15 protein-coding genes are annotated in these 19907 nt (G+C 40.6%); 7 read left to right on the top strand and 8 right to left on the bottom strand.

The window, feature by feature from the left end; translation table 11 throughout:
- Positions 1-188 precede the first annotated feature (188 nt).
- The 5 genes from ACQFX9_RS16955 to ACQFX9_RS16935 form a co-directional block, all read right to left on the bottom strand.
- Positions 189-659: a PAM68 family protein gene (locus tag ACQFX9_RS16955; RefSeq protein ID WP_103137059.1), complete on the bottom strand. Its 471-nt coding sequence runs from the start codon at positions 657-659 to the stop codon at positions 189-191.
- A gap of 12 nt (positions 660-671) precedes the next feature.
- Positions 672-941 (bottom strand): 30S ribosomal protein S15, encoded by a 270-nt coding sequence (gene rpsO / locus ACQFX9_RS16950; RefSeq protein ID WP_103137058.1) that lies wholly within the window; start codon positions 939-941, stop codon positions 672-674.
- Between the two features lie 89 nt (positions 942-1030).
- Positions 1031-2692 (bottom strand): alpha-amylase family glycosyl hydrolase, encoded by a 1662-nt coding sequence (locus ACQFX9_RS16945; protein WP_427157103.1) that lies wholly within the window; start codon positions 2690-2692, stop codon positions 1031-1033.
- Positions 2693-2844: 152 nt separating this feature from the next.
- Positions 2845-3699, bottom strand: a complete 855-nt coding sequence (locus ACQFX9_RS16940; RefSeq protein WP_427157101.1) for a cyanophycinase — start codon at positions 3697-3699, stop codon at positions 2845-2847.
- 248 nt (positions 3700-3947) lie between these two features.
- The gene (locus ACQFX9_RS16935) at positions 3948-4151 is read right to left on the bottom strand and encodes a hypothetical protein (protein ID WP_236144919.1); all 204 of its coding nucleotides are present in this window, start codon (positions 4149-4151) and stop codon (positions 3948-3950) included.
- Between the two features lie 312 nt (positions 4152-4463).
- On the opposite strand from ACQFX9_RS16935, the gene ACQFX9_RS16930 reads away from it, so the two are divergent.
- Positions 4464-6374, top strand: coding sequence for a cyanophycin synthetase (locus tag ACQFX9_RS16930; RefSeq protein ID WP_427157100.1), 1911 nt, complete (start codon positions 4464-4466; stop codon positions 6372-6374).
- Positions 6375-6520: 146 nt separating this feature from the next.
- Here ACQFX9_RS16930 and pheS read toward each other — a convergent pair whose 3' ends face one another.
- Both pheS and ACQFX9_RS16920 read right to left on the bottom strand, forming a co-directional pair.
- Positions 6521-7513 carry a phenylalanine--tRNA ligase subunit alpha gene (gene pheS / locus ACQFX9_RS16925; RefSeq protein ID WP_427157098.1) on the bottom strand — a complete coding sequence of 331 codons (993 nt, stop codon included), beginning with the start codon at positions 7511-7513 and terminating at the stop codon, positions 6521-6523.
- A 62-nt stretch (positions 7514-7575) separates the two neighbouring features.
- Positions 7576-7827: a hypothetical protein gene (locus ACQFX9_RS16920; protein ID WP_427157097.1), complete on the bottom strand. Its 252-nt coding sequence runs from the start codon at positions 7825-7827 to the stop codon at positions 7576-7578.
- 74 nt (positions 7828-7901) lie between these two features.
- Here ACQFX9_RS16920 and surE point away from each other — a divergent pair, with 74 nt between their 5' ends.
- The 5 genes from surE to ACQFX9_RS16895 all read left to right on the top strand — a co-directional run bounded on the left by surE (position 7902) and on the right by ACQFX9_RS16895 (position 15583).
- Positions 7902-8699, top strand: a complete 798-nt coding sequence (gene surE, locus ACQFX9_RS16915) for a 5'/3'-nucleotidase SurE (RefSeq protein ID WP_427157095.1) — start codon at positions 7902-7904, stop codon at positions 8697-8699.
- A gap of 407 nt (positions 8700-9106) precedes the next feature.
- On the top strand, positions 9107-9985 hold the full coding sequence (locus tag ACQFX9_RS16910) for an MBL fold metallo-hydrolase (protein ID WP_236144915.1): 879 nt from the start codon (positions 9107-9109) through the stop codon (positions 9983-9985).
- 239 nt (positions 9986-10224) lie between these two features.
- Complete coding sequence (locus tag ACQFX9_RS16905; RefSeq protein WP_427157094.1) at positions 10225-11310, top strand: bifunctional riboflavin kinase/FAD synthetase; 1086 nt, start codon at positions 10225-10227, stop codon at positions 11308-11310.
- A 246-nt stretch (positions 11311-11556) separates the two neighbouring features.
- Positions 11557-12465, top strand: coding sequence for an AAA family ATPase (locus ACQFX9_RS16900; RefSeq protein ID WP_427157092.1), 909 nt, complete (start codon positions 11557-11559; stop codon positions 12463-12465).
- 397 nt (positions 12466-12862) lie between these two features.
- Positions 12863-15583, top strand: a complete 2721-nt coding sequence (locus tag ACQFX9_RS16895; RefSeq protein WP_427157091.1) for a hypothetical protein — start codon at positions 12863-12865, stop codon at positions 15581-15583.
- A 235-nt stretch (positions 15584-15818) separates the two neighbouring features.
- Here the strand turns inward: ACQFX9_RS16895 and ACQFX9_RS16890 are convergent, their stop codons facing one another.
- Entirely contained in the window at positions 15819-16292 is a 474-nt protein-coding gene (locus ACQFX9_RS16890; RefSeq protein ID WP_427157089.1) for a hypothetical protein, read from the bottom strand.
- 558 nt (positions 16293-16850) lie between these two features.
- Here ACQFX9_RS16890 and ACQFX9_RS16885 point away from each other — a divergent pair.
- Complete coding sequence (locus tag ACQFX9_RS16885; protein ID WP_427157086.1) at positions 16851-19379, top strand: CPBP family glutamic-type intramembrane protease; 2529 nt, start codon at positions 16851-16853, stop codon at positions 19377-19379.
- Positions 19380-19907: the final 528 nt, after the last annotated feature.

The following is a 19907-nucleotide window of genomic DNA, read 5'->3' as shown; positions in this document are numbered from 1 at the left end:
AAAAATGAAGAATTGAATTCATACCAGAAAAAAATTAAGCACTCAAGGCTTTTATTGCTGCTAGTTGGGTTTAAAGTTTAATCATAAATTTTTAATTTAGAAATGTTGAAGTCATCATCCATAAACTTCAACATTGACTCTAAAAATTTACCCAAAACCGCAGTTATATAAATGCCTGAGTGCTTTGTTTATGCTTTTTTCTGCCGAGTTTCGCGCCAAACGTCTGCCATGCGTCCCCAGTTGGTTCTAAATTCACTAAAACCAAGTAGACCACCCACTCTATCTTCGTCCCATGAGGCAGAAAGAACGCCGTAGGTAATTCCCAACACACCCAGACCAAAAAGTCCCATATTCACTAGTAATACAGCGATGGGAGCTAATTTGATATCGGAGTAGGTAGCTAACAAATAACTGACTACTAAGGCGGAAATACCCAACGCTGTGGGAATGCCGCAAAATGCTGCTACTCGCCTGATCATGCGCTGACTCACCACCTGGGGAATTGCCATTTCTTCTTTTGTGAAGGGTGGCTGTTGTTTCTCCTGTTTTTCAGGTTCTTGAGACTTGATTGGTGGGGTATTTTTCGCTTTTGCAGGTTTTTGGCGTTTAGTTTTTGGTTCAAATGGTAGACGAGTGCTTTCTGATTCTTCAGCAGGCATAAATGCTAATCCCTATCCACGAATACCTAAGCGACCAATCAAAGCTTGATATTTTTCCCGGCTATCTTCTTGGACGTATGCTAACAAACGCTTACGTTGACCAATTAGTTTTAACAATCCGCGACGGGAAGAGTGGTCTTTTTTATTTGCTTGTAAATGTTCGCTGAGGCGGTTAATGCGTGCAGTTAGCATCGCAATTTGCACATCAGCAGAACCGGTGTCTGTTTCGTGGACTTGGTAGCTAGAGATAATTTCTTGTTTGCGCTGTTGCGTCAGAGCCATGATAAGTTGAATTCGATTTTTTCTAAATGTATGCAGCAGTCTCCCATCATATCACAGCCATTAAGTTGTGTGTGGCATAATCTAGACTGCTACTGAGAAATCAGTATTTTTGCCCCATATTTTGGTAAGTCAGTGACTAAACTATTGCCTTCAACGCTGACTTCAGCATTAGTGACACAATCTCGCCAAGACTTGCCATCAGGGAAATGAGAAATTTGATAATTAGTTAATGGCTGGGGTGAAAAATTGGCTACAACTATAATGCGATCGCCTTGATTGTGCCAGCGCATATAGGCTAGAACTTTATCTGTAGGGTTTTCGTGAAAAAATTCTATATTGTCACTTTGTAAGGCTGGTGTTTGTTTTCGCAGAGTAATCAGTTGCTGATAATACGCCCATAAATCATGATTGCGATCGCTGGCTAATAAAGACCAGGTGATTTTTTGCGGTTGAGTTACACTTTCGCTTTTGCGGTGATATTCTCCAAACTCTTCTCCCATCCATAACATTGGTATGCCTACGGCTGTCATCAGGATGGCGGCGGCTAACTTAGCTAGCTCAAAGGCGGTTGTATCAAAAATCCCACGCTCTCCTAATTCTCGCAGCAGACGTTGGCGATCGTGAGTTGCCAAATAATTAATGACATTTGTGGCTGTGGCGTAACCCTGCTGTTGGGGAGCTAAAATTTGCTTTAATTCCTCCAAGTCAAATTTTTCCCCAGCAATGTGAGGAATCATAAAGTAGCGAAAACTTTCATGCCAACAAGCATCTAATGGCCCATCTGGTTTCACTACTGTGTTGGTGTCGGGGATGTGTTCTGCAATATTGTAAAAAGGCTTAGAACCAGCAGCCTGCCTAGCTTGTTGCGCTAGCCAATCTAAAAACTCAAAGTTAGCTAATTGGCGGACTGCATCATAACGAATCCCATCAATATGATACTCTTGCACCCAAAATCGCACAACATCACCGATATATTGCCATGCAGGTTTAATATCTAGTTTTTCATCATAATTGTCGTAATTAAACTCTGGCCCCCAGTAATTATTAGGGTCTTCAGGATAATGCTGATGTTCGTAGTACCAGTAATTCCGATCAATTAACATTAATGGGCATTCTTCATCTGTATGGTTATAAATTCCATCCATGAAAACGCGAATGCCTCTGCTATGGCACGCATCGATTAATTGCTTTAATTCTGATGTTGAACCATAACTAGATTCTGTAGCAAAGAAGTGGCGCACTTTATAACCCCAGCTATAATCACCGGGATACTCATTCACAGGCATTAATTCAATGGCGTTAATGCCTAAATCACAGAGATAGTCTAATTTCGCAATTACACCTAAATATTGACCATGTTTATTGTCGACTCCATTAAAGTCAGCAACGTGCATTTCATAAATGACTAATTCCTGATTTTTAGGTAATGGTAGATGATCATTTTGCCAGATGTAATCATCAACAATCCGTTGCCCATTTTGAATTCTGACTATACCATGCTGACGTTGTGCATCAACATCTGTGGCATAGGGGTCGATAATATCTATCCATTCATTTTGTGTAAAGTTAGGGCTACGAGTTCGCACACGAAATTTATAATGATAAATACCATCAGCTAATTCTATTGCAGTCCGAAAATAACCATCTTTGCTTTTTGTCATGGGGATTTCTTGGGCATGAAAAAAATCCCCTATTAAAATTACCTTTTGATTGTAGGGGGCAAATAACTTAAACTCAATTAGATTGAACATATAGGCAATTTTTGCTCAAAAAGAAAGATATCCCCTTCTCTGATTAATTTAGAAAAAGAGGATATTTAGTGGAAGGATTTTGTAATACAGAGAAGGATTGGCAGAGATAGAAATAGAAATGATGATGAGTAGAAAAATATGTCTATTAAAAGTTAGGCATTACCTGCGCCAACGGGTACGGCATTATCTGCGGCTACACCATTACTGAGAATGGGTTTGCGGGTTTTTAAGTCAAATTTAAACCCGTGGGGTAAGATATGCAGTTTTGCACCACAGACGGCTAGTGCTTCATCGCGTAAAATTTCATCTAAGTTGTTGTATGTGGCTTCTGAGTCATCCACGACTGTAACTGAACCTTGACCGATGATTTCAATCTGGCTATCTGTGACAACCATAGCTGTATTTTCATCAATACCAAATCCTAATACAGCAGGTTCTCGAACTAAGGCTGTAATTAAGCGTCCTAAACGTCCGCGTTCGGAAAAATGTTGGTCAATGACTACCCCAGGAAGGAAGCCTAAACCTGGCCCCATGTCAACGATTTCTGGGCGAGGATTGGTTTCTGAGTCACCTTCGACAATCATTTTATCTGGCATGACTGCTGCGCCTGCACTTGTACCGCCAATCACAATACCTTCGCCATAGCGTTGGTGAATTGCTCTATCTAATTCGGTGTCTTTGAGAATACTAGTAATGCGCGCTTGATCTCCCCCTGTAAAAAATATACCTGTAGCTTTGGCGATCGCTTCTAATGCTGTGGATGAAGCTGCGTCCTCACGGGTTTCTGTATCTACTATCCGCACTTTTTCCGCGCCTAATCGCTCAAAAACCCTGATGTAATTCTCTCCCACATCTCTGGGTAGTTCCGTCGCTGCGGTCATAATCACAATATTGGCTCTTGTACTCCCAGCACGGCGCACAAACTCCCGCAAAATTTGGGAGTCTCCATCTTTGTCTTCTGCTCCCCCAATAATTACCAACTGGCGTTTATTTTCACTAGTAGTCATATAAAATTTCCTAACATTAGTTAATTTATTACTAATTTCAATAAAGCATGACATTTAGCAATATCAAATCATCCTATTGGTAGATAAAAATTATCTAAAATCACTGCAAATTTCTTCTGAAATCTACCTTGGAATACAGGTGAATCACAACAAAAACATAGATGATATTTCTAGTTAAGCTTCAACCAAAAAATAACAACAGATAAGTTATGTTGACTTATCTGTTGTCACAGTAAAAAATTGTTTTTTTAACAAATCTGATTTCTATATATCAGGTTGACCAGAAAAAAGCGTGCTTGTTCTAATGGCAAATGTCGGGGCTTACCTTGATAGACAATTTGATATTCATTGATATCTGCTCCGTCTCCATGACCAGAAATCAACTTGAGTTGAAACGCTTCTTGGGCAAGTTGTCTAACTTCATCTCTTAAAGTAGCTTGTGTACTATTCATACCTTTGGCTATTTCCTAAACCCATTCCTTATTTATATATACTATGCGTAAGTCTGACACCTATCAAGGGTAATATTTTGTATGAGTATTTGAGAAAATAGATAAATTTGATGATTATTCAGACTAACTAAAACTAAGTATGTCTTGAGATAGTTGAAAGTGCTGACAAATGAAGTTATGTATAAACAGTTTTATCAAAATATAGGTTAAGTTGTGCCGTAATAATTGCAAAAGTCAATTTAAAATTAGTAAGACATATTAAATGAAATTAACAACTGAATTTAAAGGAAGTTAGCCAAAGGTCAAACATCTATGATTCAGGAAAAAAGCACCGATATAGTCCGTATTAATGCTAGGAAAACAGATGTATTTGATATTTTCAATTTTCGCTATTATGTCGGGTCTAATCCTTATTTAGATGTCGGGGCAATAGTGTTTAATTTAGCGGTGGTAGCAGATAAACAGCCCCTACCAATAGAGGACTATATTGCGGTTGTGAGCGATCGCTATCCCCAATTAGGCAAACAAACCTACGAATCCTACGCCCATCTGTTTGCAGCTACAGCCTTAGAAGTAGGCAAACTAGATATGGATTTGTACCCGAATCGTTGGAGTGTGAAACCCAATTCCGGAGGATTCCACATAGCTGTACAATCATTGCACGAACGCACCACAACATCAGTCATTTACCTAGTTTGGGATTGGTTAGAAGCCATTACCCAAGGGGAAGAGTTCTTCCTAGATGAACAAATCTTTAACCTCCAAGACAGATTTCGCCAATCTGCTTACGGTGGCCCTACGGTTTACGCCTTACTGCGAACCGCCCACGAAAAAGGTATTCCCTCATTCTATTTACGGGAAGAAGGCCTGATGCAGTATGGCTGGGGTAAAAAACAAATTCGGGGTGTAGGTACAACTTTTAACTGCGATAGCCATTTAGACTCGGAATTTACTACCCATAAAGATGATTGCAAAGCGTTTCTCCACAATTTAGGCTTTCCCGTTCCCCAAGGGGATATTGTGTTTTCCTTTAGAGAAGCTAAACAAATAGCGAGAGAAATTGGCTACCCAGTAGCAGTGAAACCTGTTGTGGGTCATAAAGGTATTGGTGTTACCCCTGATGTGAAAGACTTAGATGAACTAGAAGCAGCCTATGACCGGGCTGTAGAGGCGATTCCTGAAGGGGAAACAATCAGAATCATCGTGGAGAAAAGCATCTCTGGCAAAGATTTTCGGTTGTTGTGCGTGAATGGTAAATTTGTTGCGGCGACTGAACGCCGTCCTGCTTTTGTCGTCGGTGATGGTTACTCAACAATTGCAGAATTAATCCGTCAAGAAAACCGTAAACCAGCACGTTTAGATACTCCCACTTCACCGATGAGTAAAATTCGCATCGATGAGGAAATGGAGTTTTATTTAGACCTGCAAGGATTGTCATTAAACAGCATTCTGGACAAAGAAGAAACTATCTACCTGCGGAGAGTTGCCAATCTTTCGGCTGGAGGTTTAAGTATTAATGCCACCAACACCATCCATGATGACAACATTATTTTGACGCAAGACATCGCCCAATACTTTCAACTCACTTGTTTAGGTATCGATGTGATTGCCGAAAATCTGTCAGATTCTTGGAAAGATGGTAAATTTTCTATTTTAGAAATCAACGCCGCACCAGGAATTTTCATGCACTATAATCCGGCTGAGGGTGAGAGTGTTGATGTTCCTACTCATATTCTGGCAACATTTTTTAAATCAGGTTTAGATGCCAGAATCCCAACTATTACCTTTAATAAAATTCAGATAGAGGAACTACAAGCCACAATTGATCACATTTTGTCACAACACCCAGACTGGACAATCGGATCTGTATGTCGGGGGGGTGTATTTATTCAGCGATCGCCAAAGGTATTACACCCAGAATATAATCACAATGTCCAAACTTTACTCCGCCATCCCAAACTAGATTTACTCATTGCTGAGTATCCAGAAGAAATTTTAGAAGCGGAAGGAATGTTTTACTACGGTAGTAATTTAGTAGTGCTGAATAACCCTAGCGAAACAGAAATGATGTTGATGCGAGATATATTGGATGGTTCTACCGTAGTGATTAAGAAACAAAACGATATTTCAATTCGGCGCAAAGGCTTAATTGAGGATTATTCTTTAGGAGAAAATGAATCCTTTGCTCAAGTTTATTTAAAAGAAATCAGCCCAATTTTGTAATTGCGCCACACTAAAAGCAAAAAGAAAATGAGTGTAGTGAAACCCAATAATACCAAGCACTTTGGTACTTGGGCTGCGCTATGATCCACCCAAACTTGGATTTTTAGAGGAGAAATTAATCTCCTCTAAATTACTTTCTTAGTTGTTCAAAACTGACGTAAAAAGCGCAAATCGCTGGCATATAAACGACGGATATCGTCAATTTGGTGTAACACCATTGCAAAACGTTCTACACCAAAGCCCGCCGCAAATCCGGTGTAAATTTCTGGGTCATAACCTACAGATTTCATCACATTCGGATCTACCATACCGCAACCCATAACTTCCAACCAGCGACCATTCCACTGTAAATCTACCTCAGCCGAGGGTTCAGTGAAGGGGAAATAACTGGCACGGAAGCGAATCGGCAATTCGCCAAACATAGCATTTAAAAATACTTTGATTGTGCCTTTGAGGTCAGTAAATGTTAGTCCCTCATCAATGGCTAACAACTCGATTTGATGGAAAACTGCTGAGTGAGTAGCATCAACATTATCACGCCGATAAACTCGCCCTGGAGCGACAACCCGAATGGGTGGTTCTTCCTTTTCCATGTAGCGAATTTGTACCGATGAGGTATGAGTCCGCAGGAGATTGCCATCGGGCAGGTAGAAAGTATCCTGCATATCACGGGCAGGGTGGTCGGGTGGGGTGTTGAGAGCCTCAAAATTGTAGTAATCTGTCTCCATTTCCGGCCCTTGCGCCACCGTGTAGCCCATGCCGACAAAAATATCAAAAGCCCGGTCAATAATGCCATTTAAAGGATGAATGCGACCTTGGGGGCGATAAATGCCCGGCATTGTGACATCAAGAGTTTCTGCCTCTAATTGTGCTTGAATTTGGGCATTTTCTAGGGCAGACTTTTGCTGGTCTAAACTGGCTTGTAGTGCTTCCTTGACCGTATTGGCGATCGCACCAATTTTTGGTCTCTCCTCCGCACTCATTTGCCCCATGCTACGCAACAAAGCCCCCAATTGACCTTTTTTCCCCAGATAGTTAACTCTGAGTTCCTCCAGACGTTCGAGGGTATCGGCGGCGGCGATCGCCTGTTCTCCTTCTTGCCGCAATGCTAAAAGTTGAGCTTCTAAGTTGCTAGTCATTAGTCAATAGTCCATAGTCAATAGTCAATAGTCCGCAGTTTTGGACTATTCGACAAATAACTTTAGTAGTATGCCATTAATTTATGAGAGACAGGGGTGAAAACCATCGCTCTTTTTACCAGTTTAGATGGGATTGGGGATTGGGGACTGGGGACTGGGGATTGGGGATTGGGGATTGGGGATTGGGGATTGGGGATTGGGGATTGGGGATTGGGGATTGGGGATTGGGGATTGGGGATTGGGGATTGGGGATTGGGGATTGGGGATTGGGGATTGGGGACTGGGGACTGGGGATTGGGGATTGATGATTCCACAGTCTACAACTCTTGACTATGGACTGTTGACTGTTGACTATGGACTATTGACTATTGACTATTGACTCATAACTATGAAACTACTAATTAGCAATGATGACGGTATTTCGGCTTTGGGGATTCGTACCCTGGCTAACTGTTTAGCGGAAGCAGGACATGATGTGACGGTGGTTTGTCCTGATCGGGAGCGATCGGCTACTGGTCATGGACTGACTCTACACCAACCAATCCGCGCTGAAATTGTCGAGTCAATTTTTCATCCCAGTATCAAAGCCTGGGCTTGTGATGGTACACCTTCAGATTGTGTCAAACTGGCACTGTGGGCATTATTAGATTCTCCGCCTGATTTAGTCCTTTCTGGTATCAATCAAGGTGCTAATTTAGGTACAGAAATTCTCTACTCTGGTACTGTATCGGCAGCGATGGAAGGCATGATTGAGGGTATTCCTAGCATCGCTATGAGCTTAACTAGTCACACTTGTAAAAACTTTCAACCTGCGGCGCACTTTGCCAAAATCTTGGTAGAGCAACTGAGTATTAAACCCATTCCAGATTTAATGTTGCTCAATGTCAATGTCCCCCCTGTCAACTGGGAAGAAATTGCGGGCGTTCAACTTACCCGTCAGGGAGTGCGTAGGTATGTAGATGTTTTTGACAAACGCACAGACCCCCGTGGTAAAACTTATTACTGGTTAACTGGAGAAGTTTTAGAAGACGTAGAACCACCAGCAGGCTTAAATCTTACCCAAAATGTCCCTATTGATGTTCACGTCATCCGTGATAACTACATCAGCATTACACCCTTACAATACAACCTTACCTACGCCAATGGACTAGATAAGTTATCTCAGTGGGAGTTTAAGTTTTCTTAGAGGGCAGAGGGTATGGGGCAGGGGAAGAAAAAGTAATGAGTAATGAGTAATGAGTAATGAGTGCTGTTAGCGGAAGCGGGGCGTTTAGCCCGTGCTGAGTAATGAGTAATGAGTAATGAGTAATGACTATTGACTGTTGACTATTGACTATTGACTCCCTCATATACAACATAGTCAAAATTAGGCTATAAAATTAGGAGCATTCTTGATATTACTGATACAAATATTTTGGGAATAATGAGGTAAGTGCTTGGCATAGCCTCACCCAATTTACGTAGATTAACTTAATCTATGTATGCTGTTTTACCAAAAACCTATTTCTCTATCTTCTGCGGTAAAACAGTATAAATTTCACTAAACAACTACATTTTTTATTGATCGCCCGCCCAGTCCAACAAGCAATACCCATGTCAAGGATAGAGAACCAATTTACTGTACAATTTTGGGGCGTTCGTGGGAGCATCCCCTGTCCAGGGCCACATACAGTCCGCTATGGTGGCAATACCCCTTGTGTTGAAATGCAAGTGGGTGGTAAACGCTTAGTTTTCGATGGCGGCACAGGGCTGCACGTTTTGGGGCAATCTTTATTGCGCCAAATGCCAATAGAAGCTCATTTATTTTTTACTCACTCACACTGGGATCATATGCAGGGTTTCCCCTTCTTTGTCCCTGGATTTGTGAAAGGTAACAATTTTCATATTTACGGGGCGATCGCGCCTGATGGTTCTACTGTAGAACTACGTCTTAACGATCAGATGCTGCACCCGAATTTTCCTGTGCCTTTGCAAATCATGCAGGCCGATCTGGAATTTCATGATGTTCATCCAGGAAAACCCATACAGATTAATGATATTACCGTAGAAACAGCCCCACTCAATCATCCTGGGGAAGCGGTGGGATATCGAGTTAACTGGTGTGGTGGGGCGGCGGTTTACATTACCGACACAGAACATTTTCCCGATAAATTAGATGAAAATGTGTTGTGGTTAGCCCGGAATGCAGATATTTTAATTTATGATTCCACCTACACTGATGACGAATACTATTCTCCTAAATCACCGAAAATCGGTTGGGGACATTCTACTTGGCAAGAAGCCGTAAAAGTGGCCAAGGCTGCCAATGTGAAAACCCTCGTGATTTTCCACCATGACCCAGCCCATGATGATGATTTCTTAGATCATGTAGGGGCGCAAGCCTTTGCCCAATTTCCAGGGGCAATTATGGCAAGGGAAGGAATGGTGCTGCAAATTCCCGTCTCAGTTCCCCTATCAGAATCCGTTTCTTAGGTAATTTTTCTGGATCAAAGTTGTCGTCGGAGTGATGGTAGATTTTAGATTAGATTTGAAGAAGACAGGAAGTAGGAAGTAAAAAGGTAAAAGTAAAAAGCCCAAAATTTACCTTTTGCCCTTCGGGTTCACCACTTGCTACAAGTCGGGCATTGCCCGCCCAACGCAGTGGTTCACCTTTTGCCTTTTAAAAGCGACTAACTGTCTAACTTCAATAAACCTCAAATCCCCAAATCCAAGTGCCAAATCTGTCTCAAAATGGGTGTTCTGTGTGGGTTGCTGCTGCAACAGATAAATTGCTAACCCCAACGGCTGTTGCCTTGGGCAAATTTGATGGTGTGCATCTTGGCCATCAAAGAGTTATTCAACCAATTTTAATGGGAGGACAGAAACTCGCCTCGCCACCACTCCCATCAGTAGACCCCCAAGCAACACCACAAGAACAGATATATTCTACAGTTGTAACTTTTCGTCCCCATCCCCAAGAGTTTTTTACGGGACAAACTCGGACTTGGCTAACGCCTTTAGATGAAAAAGTAGAGCAATTGCGATCGCTGGGGGTGCAGCAGCTTGTACTATTACCTTTTGATCGGGATTTAGCAGCTTTATCTCCTGAAGAATTTGTGGAAAGGGTGATTGTACAGAGACTACGCTGTCAACGTATTAGTGTGGGACAAGACTTTTGTTTTGGTAAAAATCGCCTGGGAACGGCTCAAGATTTACAAGCGATCGCCGCTAAGTACAATATACCTGTAACTATAGTTACTCTCCAAACTTCTACTCTCCCCGCCGAAGACAACAACAGTTGTAGCAGTTTGAATTTCAGCGAAAATGCCCCCATCAGCACTTCACTTATCCGTAAATCTTTAGCCAGTGGGGATATTAAAAACGCTAGTCGATGCCTGGGGCGGCTTTATACTCTGATTGGTACTGTAGTCGAAGGTGAACAACTAGGTAGAACTATCGGCTTTCCCACCGCTAATTTAGAGTTACCAGGTGATAAATTTATTCCCTGCAAAGGAGTTTATGCTGTGCGGGTGCAGATTTTGAGTGATACATCCACAGCGAATACAGCAAGTGAAATTTTAGGAGTGATGAATATTGGTAATCGTCCCACAGTCAACGGGACTTATTCTTCCGTGGAAGTACATTTGCTGGACTGGAGTGGTGATTTATACGGAAAAAAACTCACCGTCCAGTTAGTAGAATTTTTACGTTCAGAGCAGAAATTCCCTTCATTAGAAGCCCTAAAAAATCAAATTCAACAAGATTGTGCGATCGCCAAAAAACTTTTACAACAAAAAAATACAGATAATGCTGTGTAACGGGCATAGGGCATAGAAGAGGAATTGGTGCAGGGGGCAGGGAGAAATGGGGGAGAAAAACTTCCCCATTTCTCCCTGCTCCCTGCCCCCCTGCCTCCTTTCTTCTCCCAATCCCAATTTTGAATTTTGAATTTTGAATTTTGAATTGCTTAAGTGGGAATACTGTAAATACTGGAGTGGGAAATAAGGCATAGGTTATTTTCTACTCCGGTTTCTTATAGCCCAATCACCAATCCCTTGTGGTGCATGAGAGACAAAATTGACGCTCTAACTCAAAACCTTAATCGTACCATCGTTGGTAAAAGCGAAGCTATCCGCCTAGTTTTAGTAGCATTATTAGCCGGTGGTCATGCTTTGTTAGAAGATGTTCCAGGAGTCGGTAAAACTCTCCTGGCTAAATCTCTGGCGCGTTCACTCGATGGTAAATTTCAACGTTTGCAATGTACCCCCGATTTACTACCGACGGATATCACAGGTACTAATATCTGGAATCCTAAAAACGGTGAATTCAGTTTTCTTCCTGGCCCGGTGTTTGCTAATATCTTGTTAGCTGATGAAATTAATCGTGCTACACCGCGCACGCAGTCAGCTTTGTTGGAAGTTATGGAAGAACATCAAGTAACGATAGATGGAGTCTCCCGTGCTGTTCCTGAACCGTTTTTTGTGATCGCGACTCAAAACCCTGTGGAATATCAAGGGACTTTCCCGCTTCCAGAAGCCCAAATGGATCGATTTATGTTGTCTTTGAGTTTGGGTTATCCTTCTGCGGATGAAGAATTGGAAATGCTGCAAAATCTCCAAAAGGGTATTAAGGTAGATGATTTACAATCTTGTATGAGTTTGGCAGAGATTGCCCAACTACGGGAAGCTTGCTCTCAGGTAAAAGTAGAAACTTCCCTGCAACAATATATTTTGGAAATAGTACGGACAACTCGCCAAGATGAGGAAATTACCCTGGGTGTCAGTCCACGGGGAACGGTAGCGTTACAAAAAGCCAGCCAAGCCTTAGCTTTTCTGTTGGGGCGTGATTACGCTATTCCTGATGATGTGAAAATGCTTGCGCCTCATGTGCTGTGTCATCGACTGATAACCAGGGGAGGACGTAATTCTCGCAGTGTCGTTGAACGATTATTGCGATCGCTCCCTATTCCTTAGTATTGAATGGTAGAAAATACTCAATATATACCACGCTTAAAAGCAAGTTTATCTTAGGGGTTGAACGATGTTCAACCCCTAAAAATTTCAGCTAATTTAGTAATATTTTTTGATTTTGTTAGTGCATCACTGTGCTAGTTATTTGCTCACATCTTAACATAATACTCAAAACTATCTAATATATCTTTTCTACACTGAATTTAGTTCATTCCTTAGTTAAATAGAAGTAATTAAACTTTTGATATATTATCTTCAGTAATCTATTTGATACATATAAAACCTGCTTTGATTACTGAAATTATTTGCGTAGTAAGGTAACAGGAAACGGGTCAGAAGGAATAAAAATTTACCTAGCTTCGCAGAAATTCAATATGAATCCTATATATGTCTTAAAAAAATGCGAATCAATGCAATATATTTGCAATTAATCATTAATTTATCTGTATTTTTGGCATTATTAAGTAATAATTTAATCATACATAAAGTAAATGCACAAAATCAACCGAATAGAGAACATAAATCAACGAAAAATGAAATAGATGAAAATAACTCATTGCAGTTATACAGAAAATTAAGTCCTAAATTATTGGCACAAAATACACCTTTAACACCACCAAAAACTAACTCTATCCCTAATAATATTAATATTCCTACACCCAGTAATACTTTACAAAATTCAGATGATAATTTAGATGAGACTGACAAGATACAAATAGAGAATCCTGATGCAGCAGACAAAAAGCCCAGCTTGGGCAAGAATGAATTAGAAATATTTATCTTAAATGCTATTACTAACAGTGCTATTAAATATCCTTTGATAATTGATCCCAGAGATAATTTCAATGATGATTCTCCAAAATTCAATCCTTTAGAACATAGTAATTACATAGATTTTAAAGTTAAGTTTTCCTCAGAAGACTCAGTTTTTAACCAATTTACATTTGCTAATTTTCCGCAAAAGGATCAATTTTATTGGGTATTACCTGGTAATCGGGTTGTAGTAGAAAGTAAAGGTTGGCAAAGTGGTGTTGTTTACCAAGGAGAATCAACTGCTACTACTATCCGAGAAAAAATTAGATTAACTCAAAGACTTTGGGGTTTGCAAACAGTTTTTGCTCTTCCCGAATCTCTCCAAGAATTAACAGAAGAAATCGGTCTGAATCAATTTTCAGTCGAATCAATTGCGGCGGAAGTAATTAATCCTGTCGGAGTTCCGGCTGCTCCTATTATTATTAATTCTGGAAGTGATTCCAAGCTGGCTGTAACTTCTCTTGTTCCCAATATTTCTAGTTTTAATTCTGAGAAAGACCCTGTAATTCTACAAACATTTCCTACAAGTAACTTACAACCATTACTAGGACAAGTAAGTCTAACTCGCGGAGCAGAAATTCCTCGTGCTACTTTAGCAGATGCAGGCTTTATTTGGGGAAATCCCTTAACTGGACAAAGAACTCAATTTCAGCCTGTAATTACATCCACGCCAGGCATTAAACTTGGGAATAGGCAAAAGTTCGATAATTTCGATTTATATAGTATTTTACTCAATTCGTCTATAACTAATAATCAGCGCAATTTATACTATTTAAATTCTCTCTATTGGATTCCTCTCAGCGAAAGACAAAGTTATCAAGGAATGAGAGAAACCACTGAAAATTTTAATTGGTATAGATTTTATTTTAGCTATCCCCATAATCGAACCCTTTTAGAATATGACTCTTTAGCTGCTAAAGCAACTTATACTAATATTTACACAAATCCTGGACTTTCCTTATCTTTATCATTTGATGGCATCAAAATAGATGAGTTACAAACTGCCAATACTACAATCGGAATGCTCATCGGTGGAATTTTTAAATTAGTCGATTTCCCAGAATTAACACAAGGTTTACAGGAAGCTCAAGAACGTTTTTCCAGACAGGAAAGTTTTGCAAACTTCAACTCAAAAGCTACACCGGAGCAAAGAAGACAAATCAATCAAAGGCTGAATAGAACATTATTTATCGCTAATCGTAACAGTGGTTTAGAGCAGGTTTCTGGTAAATTAACATTTCCTAGCATCATTACGCCTAATCGTTCTAATATTTTACAATTACGTACTGGAAATCATCGGCGAGCAGTTCAGTTTCTAGATAGCCGACGTATTTGGCGAGAAGGTAAAACTTTTATTTCTCAAGCACAAGTTTCTAACAATAGGTTTGGTCGTTTAACATCTATAAATGTACCTGTTCCCTCTCCATCAAATCGCTCATCATCTCTACAAGTGAGTTTAACTGCTCCCAATGGTCAGCAGTTTTTACAAAGCTTAAGATCATCTGATATGACATCTTTACCGATTGATATTCGCTTGTTTGATATTGCCTTTGACAATATTGCATTAAGTCAAGATGGTCAACTAATGACTTATTTACGATCTTTTACAGGATATTTAGATTTACCTTCCATAGAAGTTTTATTGGCTGGCTCTACCAGTAATTGGAATTATAGTTTTAACTCTGGTATGTGGTTTAATCTCGATAGTAATACTGCTTTTAATGTCACTAATAATTTTGGTTTTTTAGAACCTAGTATTGGGATTTATACTAATGGTGCATTGAATTATCTGCATACGCATCTAGAAGTTGATCAAGATGGGAATACTCAAGCTATTACTAACCACATTCCATCATTACAATTTTCTTGGAATAGTGCGGCTAATTTCCAAAATCCTAATTACTTGAATCTGAGTTACTTTTTTAATCGTCAAGACCGAAACATCAGTTATTCTTTAACTACAGGAGTTATATTGATAGATGATAAAAATAGTCTCACCACTTCCGGAATATTTCAGGGTCAATTAGCATTTAACACAGGGTTAGAGCTTAACACTTCTTTAGAAATAAGAGATTTGTTTTTTTATACTCTAGAAGGAGTTCAGCAAATAAATCCTCAGTGGTCTTTGGGTATTTATCTCCAGAATTTTACCAGTATTGAGCAGGGTATAAGAAATCGAATTAATGATGTTTCCTATGGGTTAATTATTAAACGTCATAATTCTCGTAACAGCACATTTTGGGAATCTCGTATGGGGATGAGTGGAGATATCTTTGAGGCTAATTTTTCAGGTGGTTTCAGCTTTTAAAGTTTTGACTAAATAACTTATTCATTAATAAATAAAAAAATTTAAATTACATCTCTTCTAATACCGTTTCTTGATAAAGATGTACTTTGTTCTGTACTGTAGAGACGTTGCATGCAACGTCTCTACATCATTTATCTGGCGCAACTTCATAGAGAATTGGTATAACTGAGAGAAAAGATGTAATTTCACGATGAAAAATCTGTGATTGATTACAGGGCAATGGTTGATATTGCTACTAATCTAAACCATCACTACCAATAGCAGCCCTAACAATAGCGGTGAATTCATCTAGTGTCAGATTACCGTTTCTAAGTCTATCAACTATAGCACCCCGAATAGAGCCAGCTACATTGTACGGCAGTGCAATTAGTCCACCAGTGTGGAGTGTTAAGCGTGGTGTCGATACGTGAGTAATGGGATCTATGTATGAAATTGCGGTGACTGTATATGTCCCATTGATACCTGCAAAATAAGTTCCTCTAGGTGCAACAGTCTCAGCTGCAATACTGGATAAGTAAGCACCAGGAGTAATATAGATAGCTGCACCTGCAAAGCTAGAAGGTTCTCCAGAACTAAAGTCTGAAATTGGATTTTCAATTATAGCTTGTGCTGATGCTGGTGCAGATAATAGGCTGGCACCACATACTAAACCTGTTAAAAATAGAGTAATTTTTAACAGGTTTGCGAAAGTAAGAGAAGGTAAATTCATGTTGTCATTCCTTAGTAGTTATGGCTTGTAACTGTAACCACGGAAGATGATATTTATTGACCCTCCAAATTTTAGATTTTGGATTTTGGATTTTGGATTTTCTTTTGGTTTACATTACAAGCCCCAACGAGTGGTCGGGGTCAATCCAAAAAATGATCCTGCGTCGCTAATACTACGCTATCGCAAATCTAAAATCCAAAATTGGTTGACTCTCTCAGAAAGTCGTGAGCTTTTTATTTTGATGTTGCTCTATTATTTTTACGCAACCATATTTATTTCTAAAAATATCAATTTTCGTGAATATTTACAAGAAATAAAATAGACAAAAAAGATACTAAAAGACCGAAATGTCTCATATTTGTCCAATTTTAAATTACACGAAATTATATTTTGAATGTAGTAAAAATATGTATGGTATGGCGATTGTCGGAAAGCTACATTAAAACTTTAATTTTCATTGCTGAAGCATGGTTAAGGATAGCTCATGTCATATAAAAGCGATCGCAGCATTATATAATCGCATAGCTGCGGCTGAAGACTAGGGTGCAAATCAGGGCAATGACAAATGAAGAATCTTCTACCAAACTAAAGTTACGTCCCAGGGGAAAATTTCGCTTTGGGGTTTTTGTGCTGTTGGTGATTATAAGTGCGATCGCTATTTTCTTGTTTTATCCGCGATCGCAACCAATTATCCGACAGGAAAGTAACTACACTATTCATAAACGCCAAAGCTTTAATCAAACTACCTATTATCCCCTCAATCAAACTGTCAACCCCGATTTGTATCAACCCGTCGCTAAATGGATAGGGAGATTACTTTTACCCACACCACAACAAATCCCACCTGGGGAAGATTGGGTATGGATAGAAATTCAACACGCACCCCCCACAGCACAGTTTTTAGTTGGTAAAATCATCCGCTTGGAATGGCAAGATAAACCTCAATTAAAGTCTTATATTCAGGCTGTACAGCGAGATGTCAAATTTACTGAGAGTACGAAAAAAAGCCAAATTGCGGGGATTATCCATCCAGCACGTTTAGATGGTCGTCTTCAGGTAGGGCCTTTGCAATCATTGGCTGGTGCTAGACCTAATGATGATATTATTGTCACCTTAGATGATGCGGAACTGGTAGAAATCGTTAATAGTGAACCGCGCCTGCGGATTTCCCAGGAACCAGTATTAGCCACGGGTAGATTTTATAGCTTAGTTAAAATTCTCTATCCCGAACCTACTAGCAGTAAATATCCCGCACCTCCAGCTTGTCCAGGGAGTTCACCTTGTCCTAGTGATTTTTTTCGGGTGCGTCACTATAGCCGATTGACTCGCCAATTTGATGGCGTAGAAGAAACCATCCGCATCCCCCAACAGGTATTCGACACCCGCAATATCCCCCCATCTACCCCCAGACAAATCGAAACTTCCGCAGTGGGAACATTTGGCTGGTATATCTACGGTGGGAAAAACCCCCAAGGAATATTTACCGTCCAGGGATTAGTGCCGCGATCGCTCCTGCAACTCCAGCCCAGTAAAATAGTCTTGGGAGAAGCAGCCGGACTCACCTACACCAAGGATGAAAATTGGCAAATTCCACCCCAAGACAGAGGAACAATCACCAAAGTTTTGCTTGATCCCACCACCAAAGCACCACCCAACGCCTTATTAGATTGGCGAGAAGGTGATAAAGCTATTCTTCTCCACAGTTTTGGCGGAATTGGCGGGAAAAAAGCCGAAGGATTCCCCGCCTTCACCGTCACCGGACACTTTGCTTTTGGACTAACGGAGGTAGTGCGTGAACCCATCACCCAAGAATTACAGTTTGCCATTACATACGCCCAGATTTACGCCAATAATCCCGATGGGATCATTTCTGGTAAACATTCCTGGGTTGATTATATGGGTAACTTGCAATGGGGATGGGCAGCCACACGCCCCATTTCTGATGTGTTGATGAAGTTTCCCGCCGTTACCCAAGACTATGATTTTGCTGGGGTGAAACTCTCCCCCGCGACAGAATTTCTGCGACAGTTAGAAATTATGATGGCGCGTTATCGTACTGGTGACGGTACAGGTAGCGCGACAGTTTCCCCCGCCACTTCTTGCGTCCAAGATGCTAGCCAAGCATTATATATTGCCATTCAGGTCATTACCCAGCAGGTGAAATCCCGTCCCGAAATTCAGCAATGGCTAAATAATCATCCCAACGATCCCCAGACATTACGCTTCCAAAAATTAGTGCATCTTGGTCAGGCTTTAGAAAGACAATTAACACCATTGGGAATTGTCCGCGCTGACTGGCAAAGTAGTGCAGATTATTTAATGGGGACTGGTACAGGACAAGCAGCACAACGCAATCGCAGTATTTGGGCGGCGTTAACCAGTTGGCGGACAATGCTACCCAGACAAGCCCACGACGAACTAGCCGCTTTATTCTTAAAACATGGTGCAAAACTGTGGTTTCTCAGAACCAATCAAATTGGCGGTACAAATCCTGATATTGCCCCCCTCGCACCGACAATGGGCTTAGGATATTTGACTATTCCTGGTACCAACATTGCACCCTTGACCATTTTGCTGAATCGCCTACTTGCGTCCTTGGTACTTCCCCGCGCCCAAGATTGGCTAGTGATGGGAGTGATATTAATAGTTTACGGGGCGATCGCCATACCTTTGGGTTGGAAATCTGGTTTTTTGCGTTGGAGTTTTAACCCTTCTAGGAGAATAGAACAGATAGCGATCGCTCTACAAGCCCTGTTTTCCCCAGCCATCTCCGAAGAATTAGTCTTTCGAGTTTTAGCCCTTCCCCACCCCATAGAAGTCATCAACTGGTACATATGGGCATTGTGGGCATTATTCATCATCTTTCTGTTTATTATTTATCATCCCCTCAACGCCAAAACCTTCTTCCCCCAAGGTTCCCCCACCTTCTTCCACCACATTTTCCTCACCCTAGCCGGACTTTTAGGGCTATGCTGCACAGTCGCCTACGCCCTCACAGGCTGTTTTTGGGTAATTGTCCTCATACACTGGATTGTCGTCTTAGTTTGGCTTTTAGCACTCGGAGGAAAGGAAAAGTTAGAGGCGTAGGGGCGTAGGGTGCAGGGGTGTAGGGAGTAGGGGTAGACAAGGGAGACAAGGGAGACAAGGGAGACAAGGTAGGAGATGAGAAAAACTGTTCCCTGTTCCCTGTTCCCTAATGACTAATGACTAATGACTATTGACTATTGACTAACAACTTTTTTCTTCCGCTCGTTTGATATTTTCATTGCAGAAAAGGGTATTTTATCCTGGGAATAAAATCAACTTTCCTCAGAAGTTAATCCAGCACTTGCGGCTGAAGATTAGTTTCTACTTATCAAACAGTGGGTAGTAACTTATTAAATAATATTCAGGTGATTTTATGTAGCGTACATCACAATTTATTTGTTACTGCGTATCATACAATCAGTTGGCCGTAGAGGTTAAAACCTAATAGACATAGCGGAGATATCAGTATCTCGGAACTTTGCTAGGTAAAATCACATCTCTACATACTGTATAGTTTCCAAACCGGAGATTTTAGCTTACTATATGGGATTGCTATCTGCAATATCAGAAATCGATAAGTTAAAGAAA

Source organism: Aliinostoc sp. HNIBRCY26 (genome assembly GCF_050235535.1).
Taxonomy (GTDB): Bacteria; Cyanobacteriota; Cyanobacteriia; order Cyanobacteriales; family Nostocaceae; genus Trichormus.
This window is presented reverse-complemented; position numbering and strand designations above follow the sequence as displayed.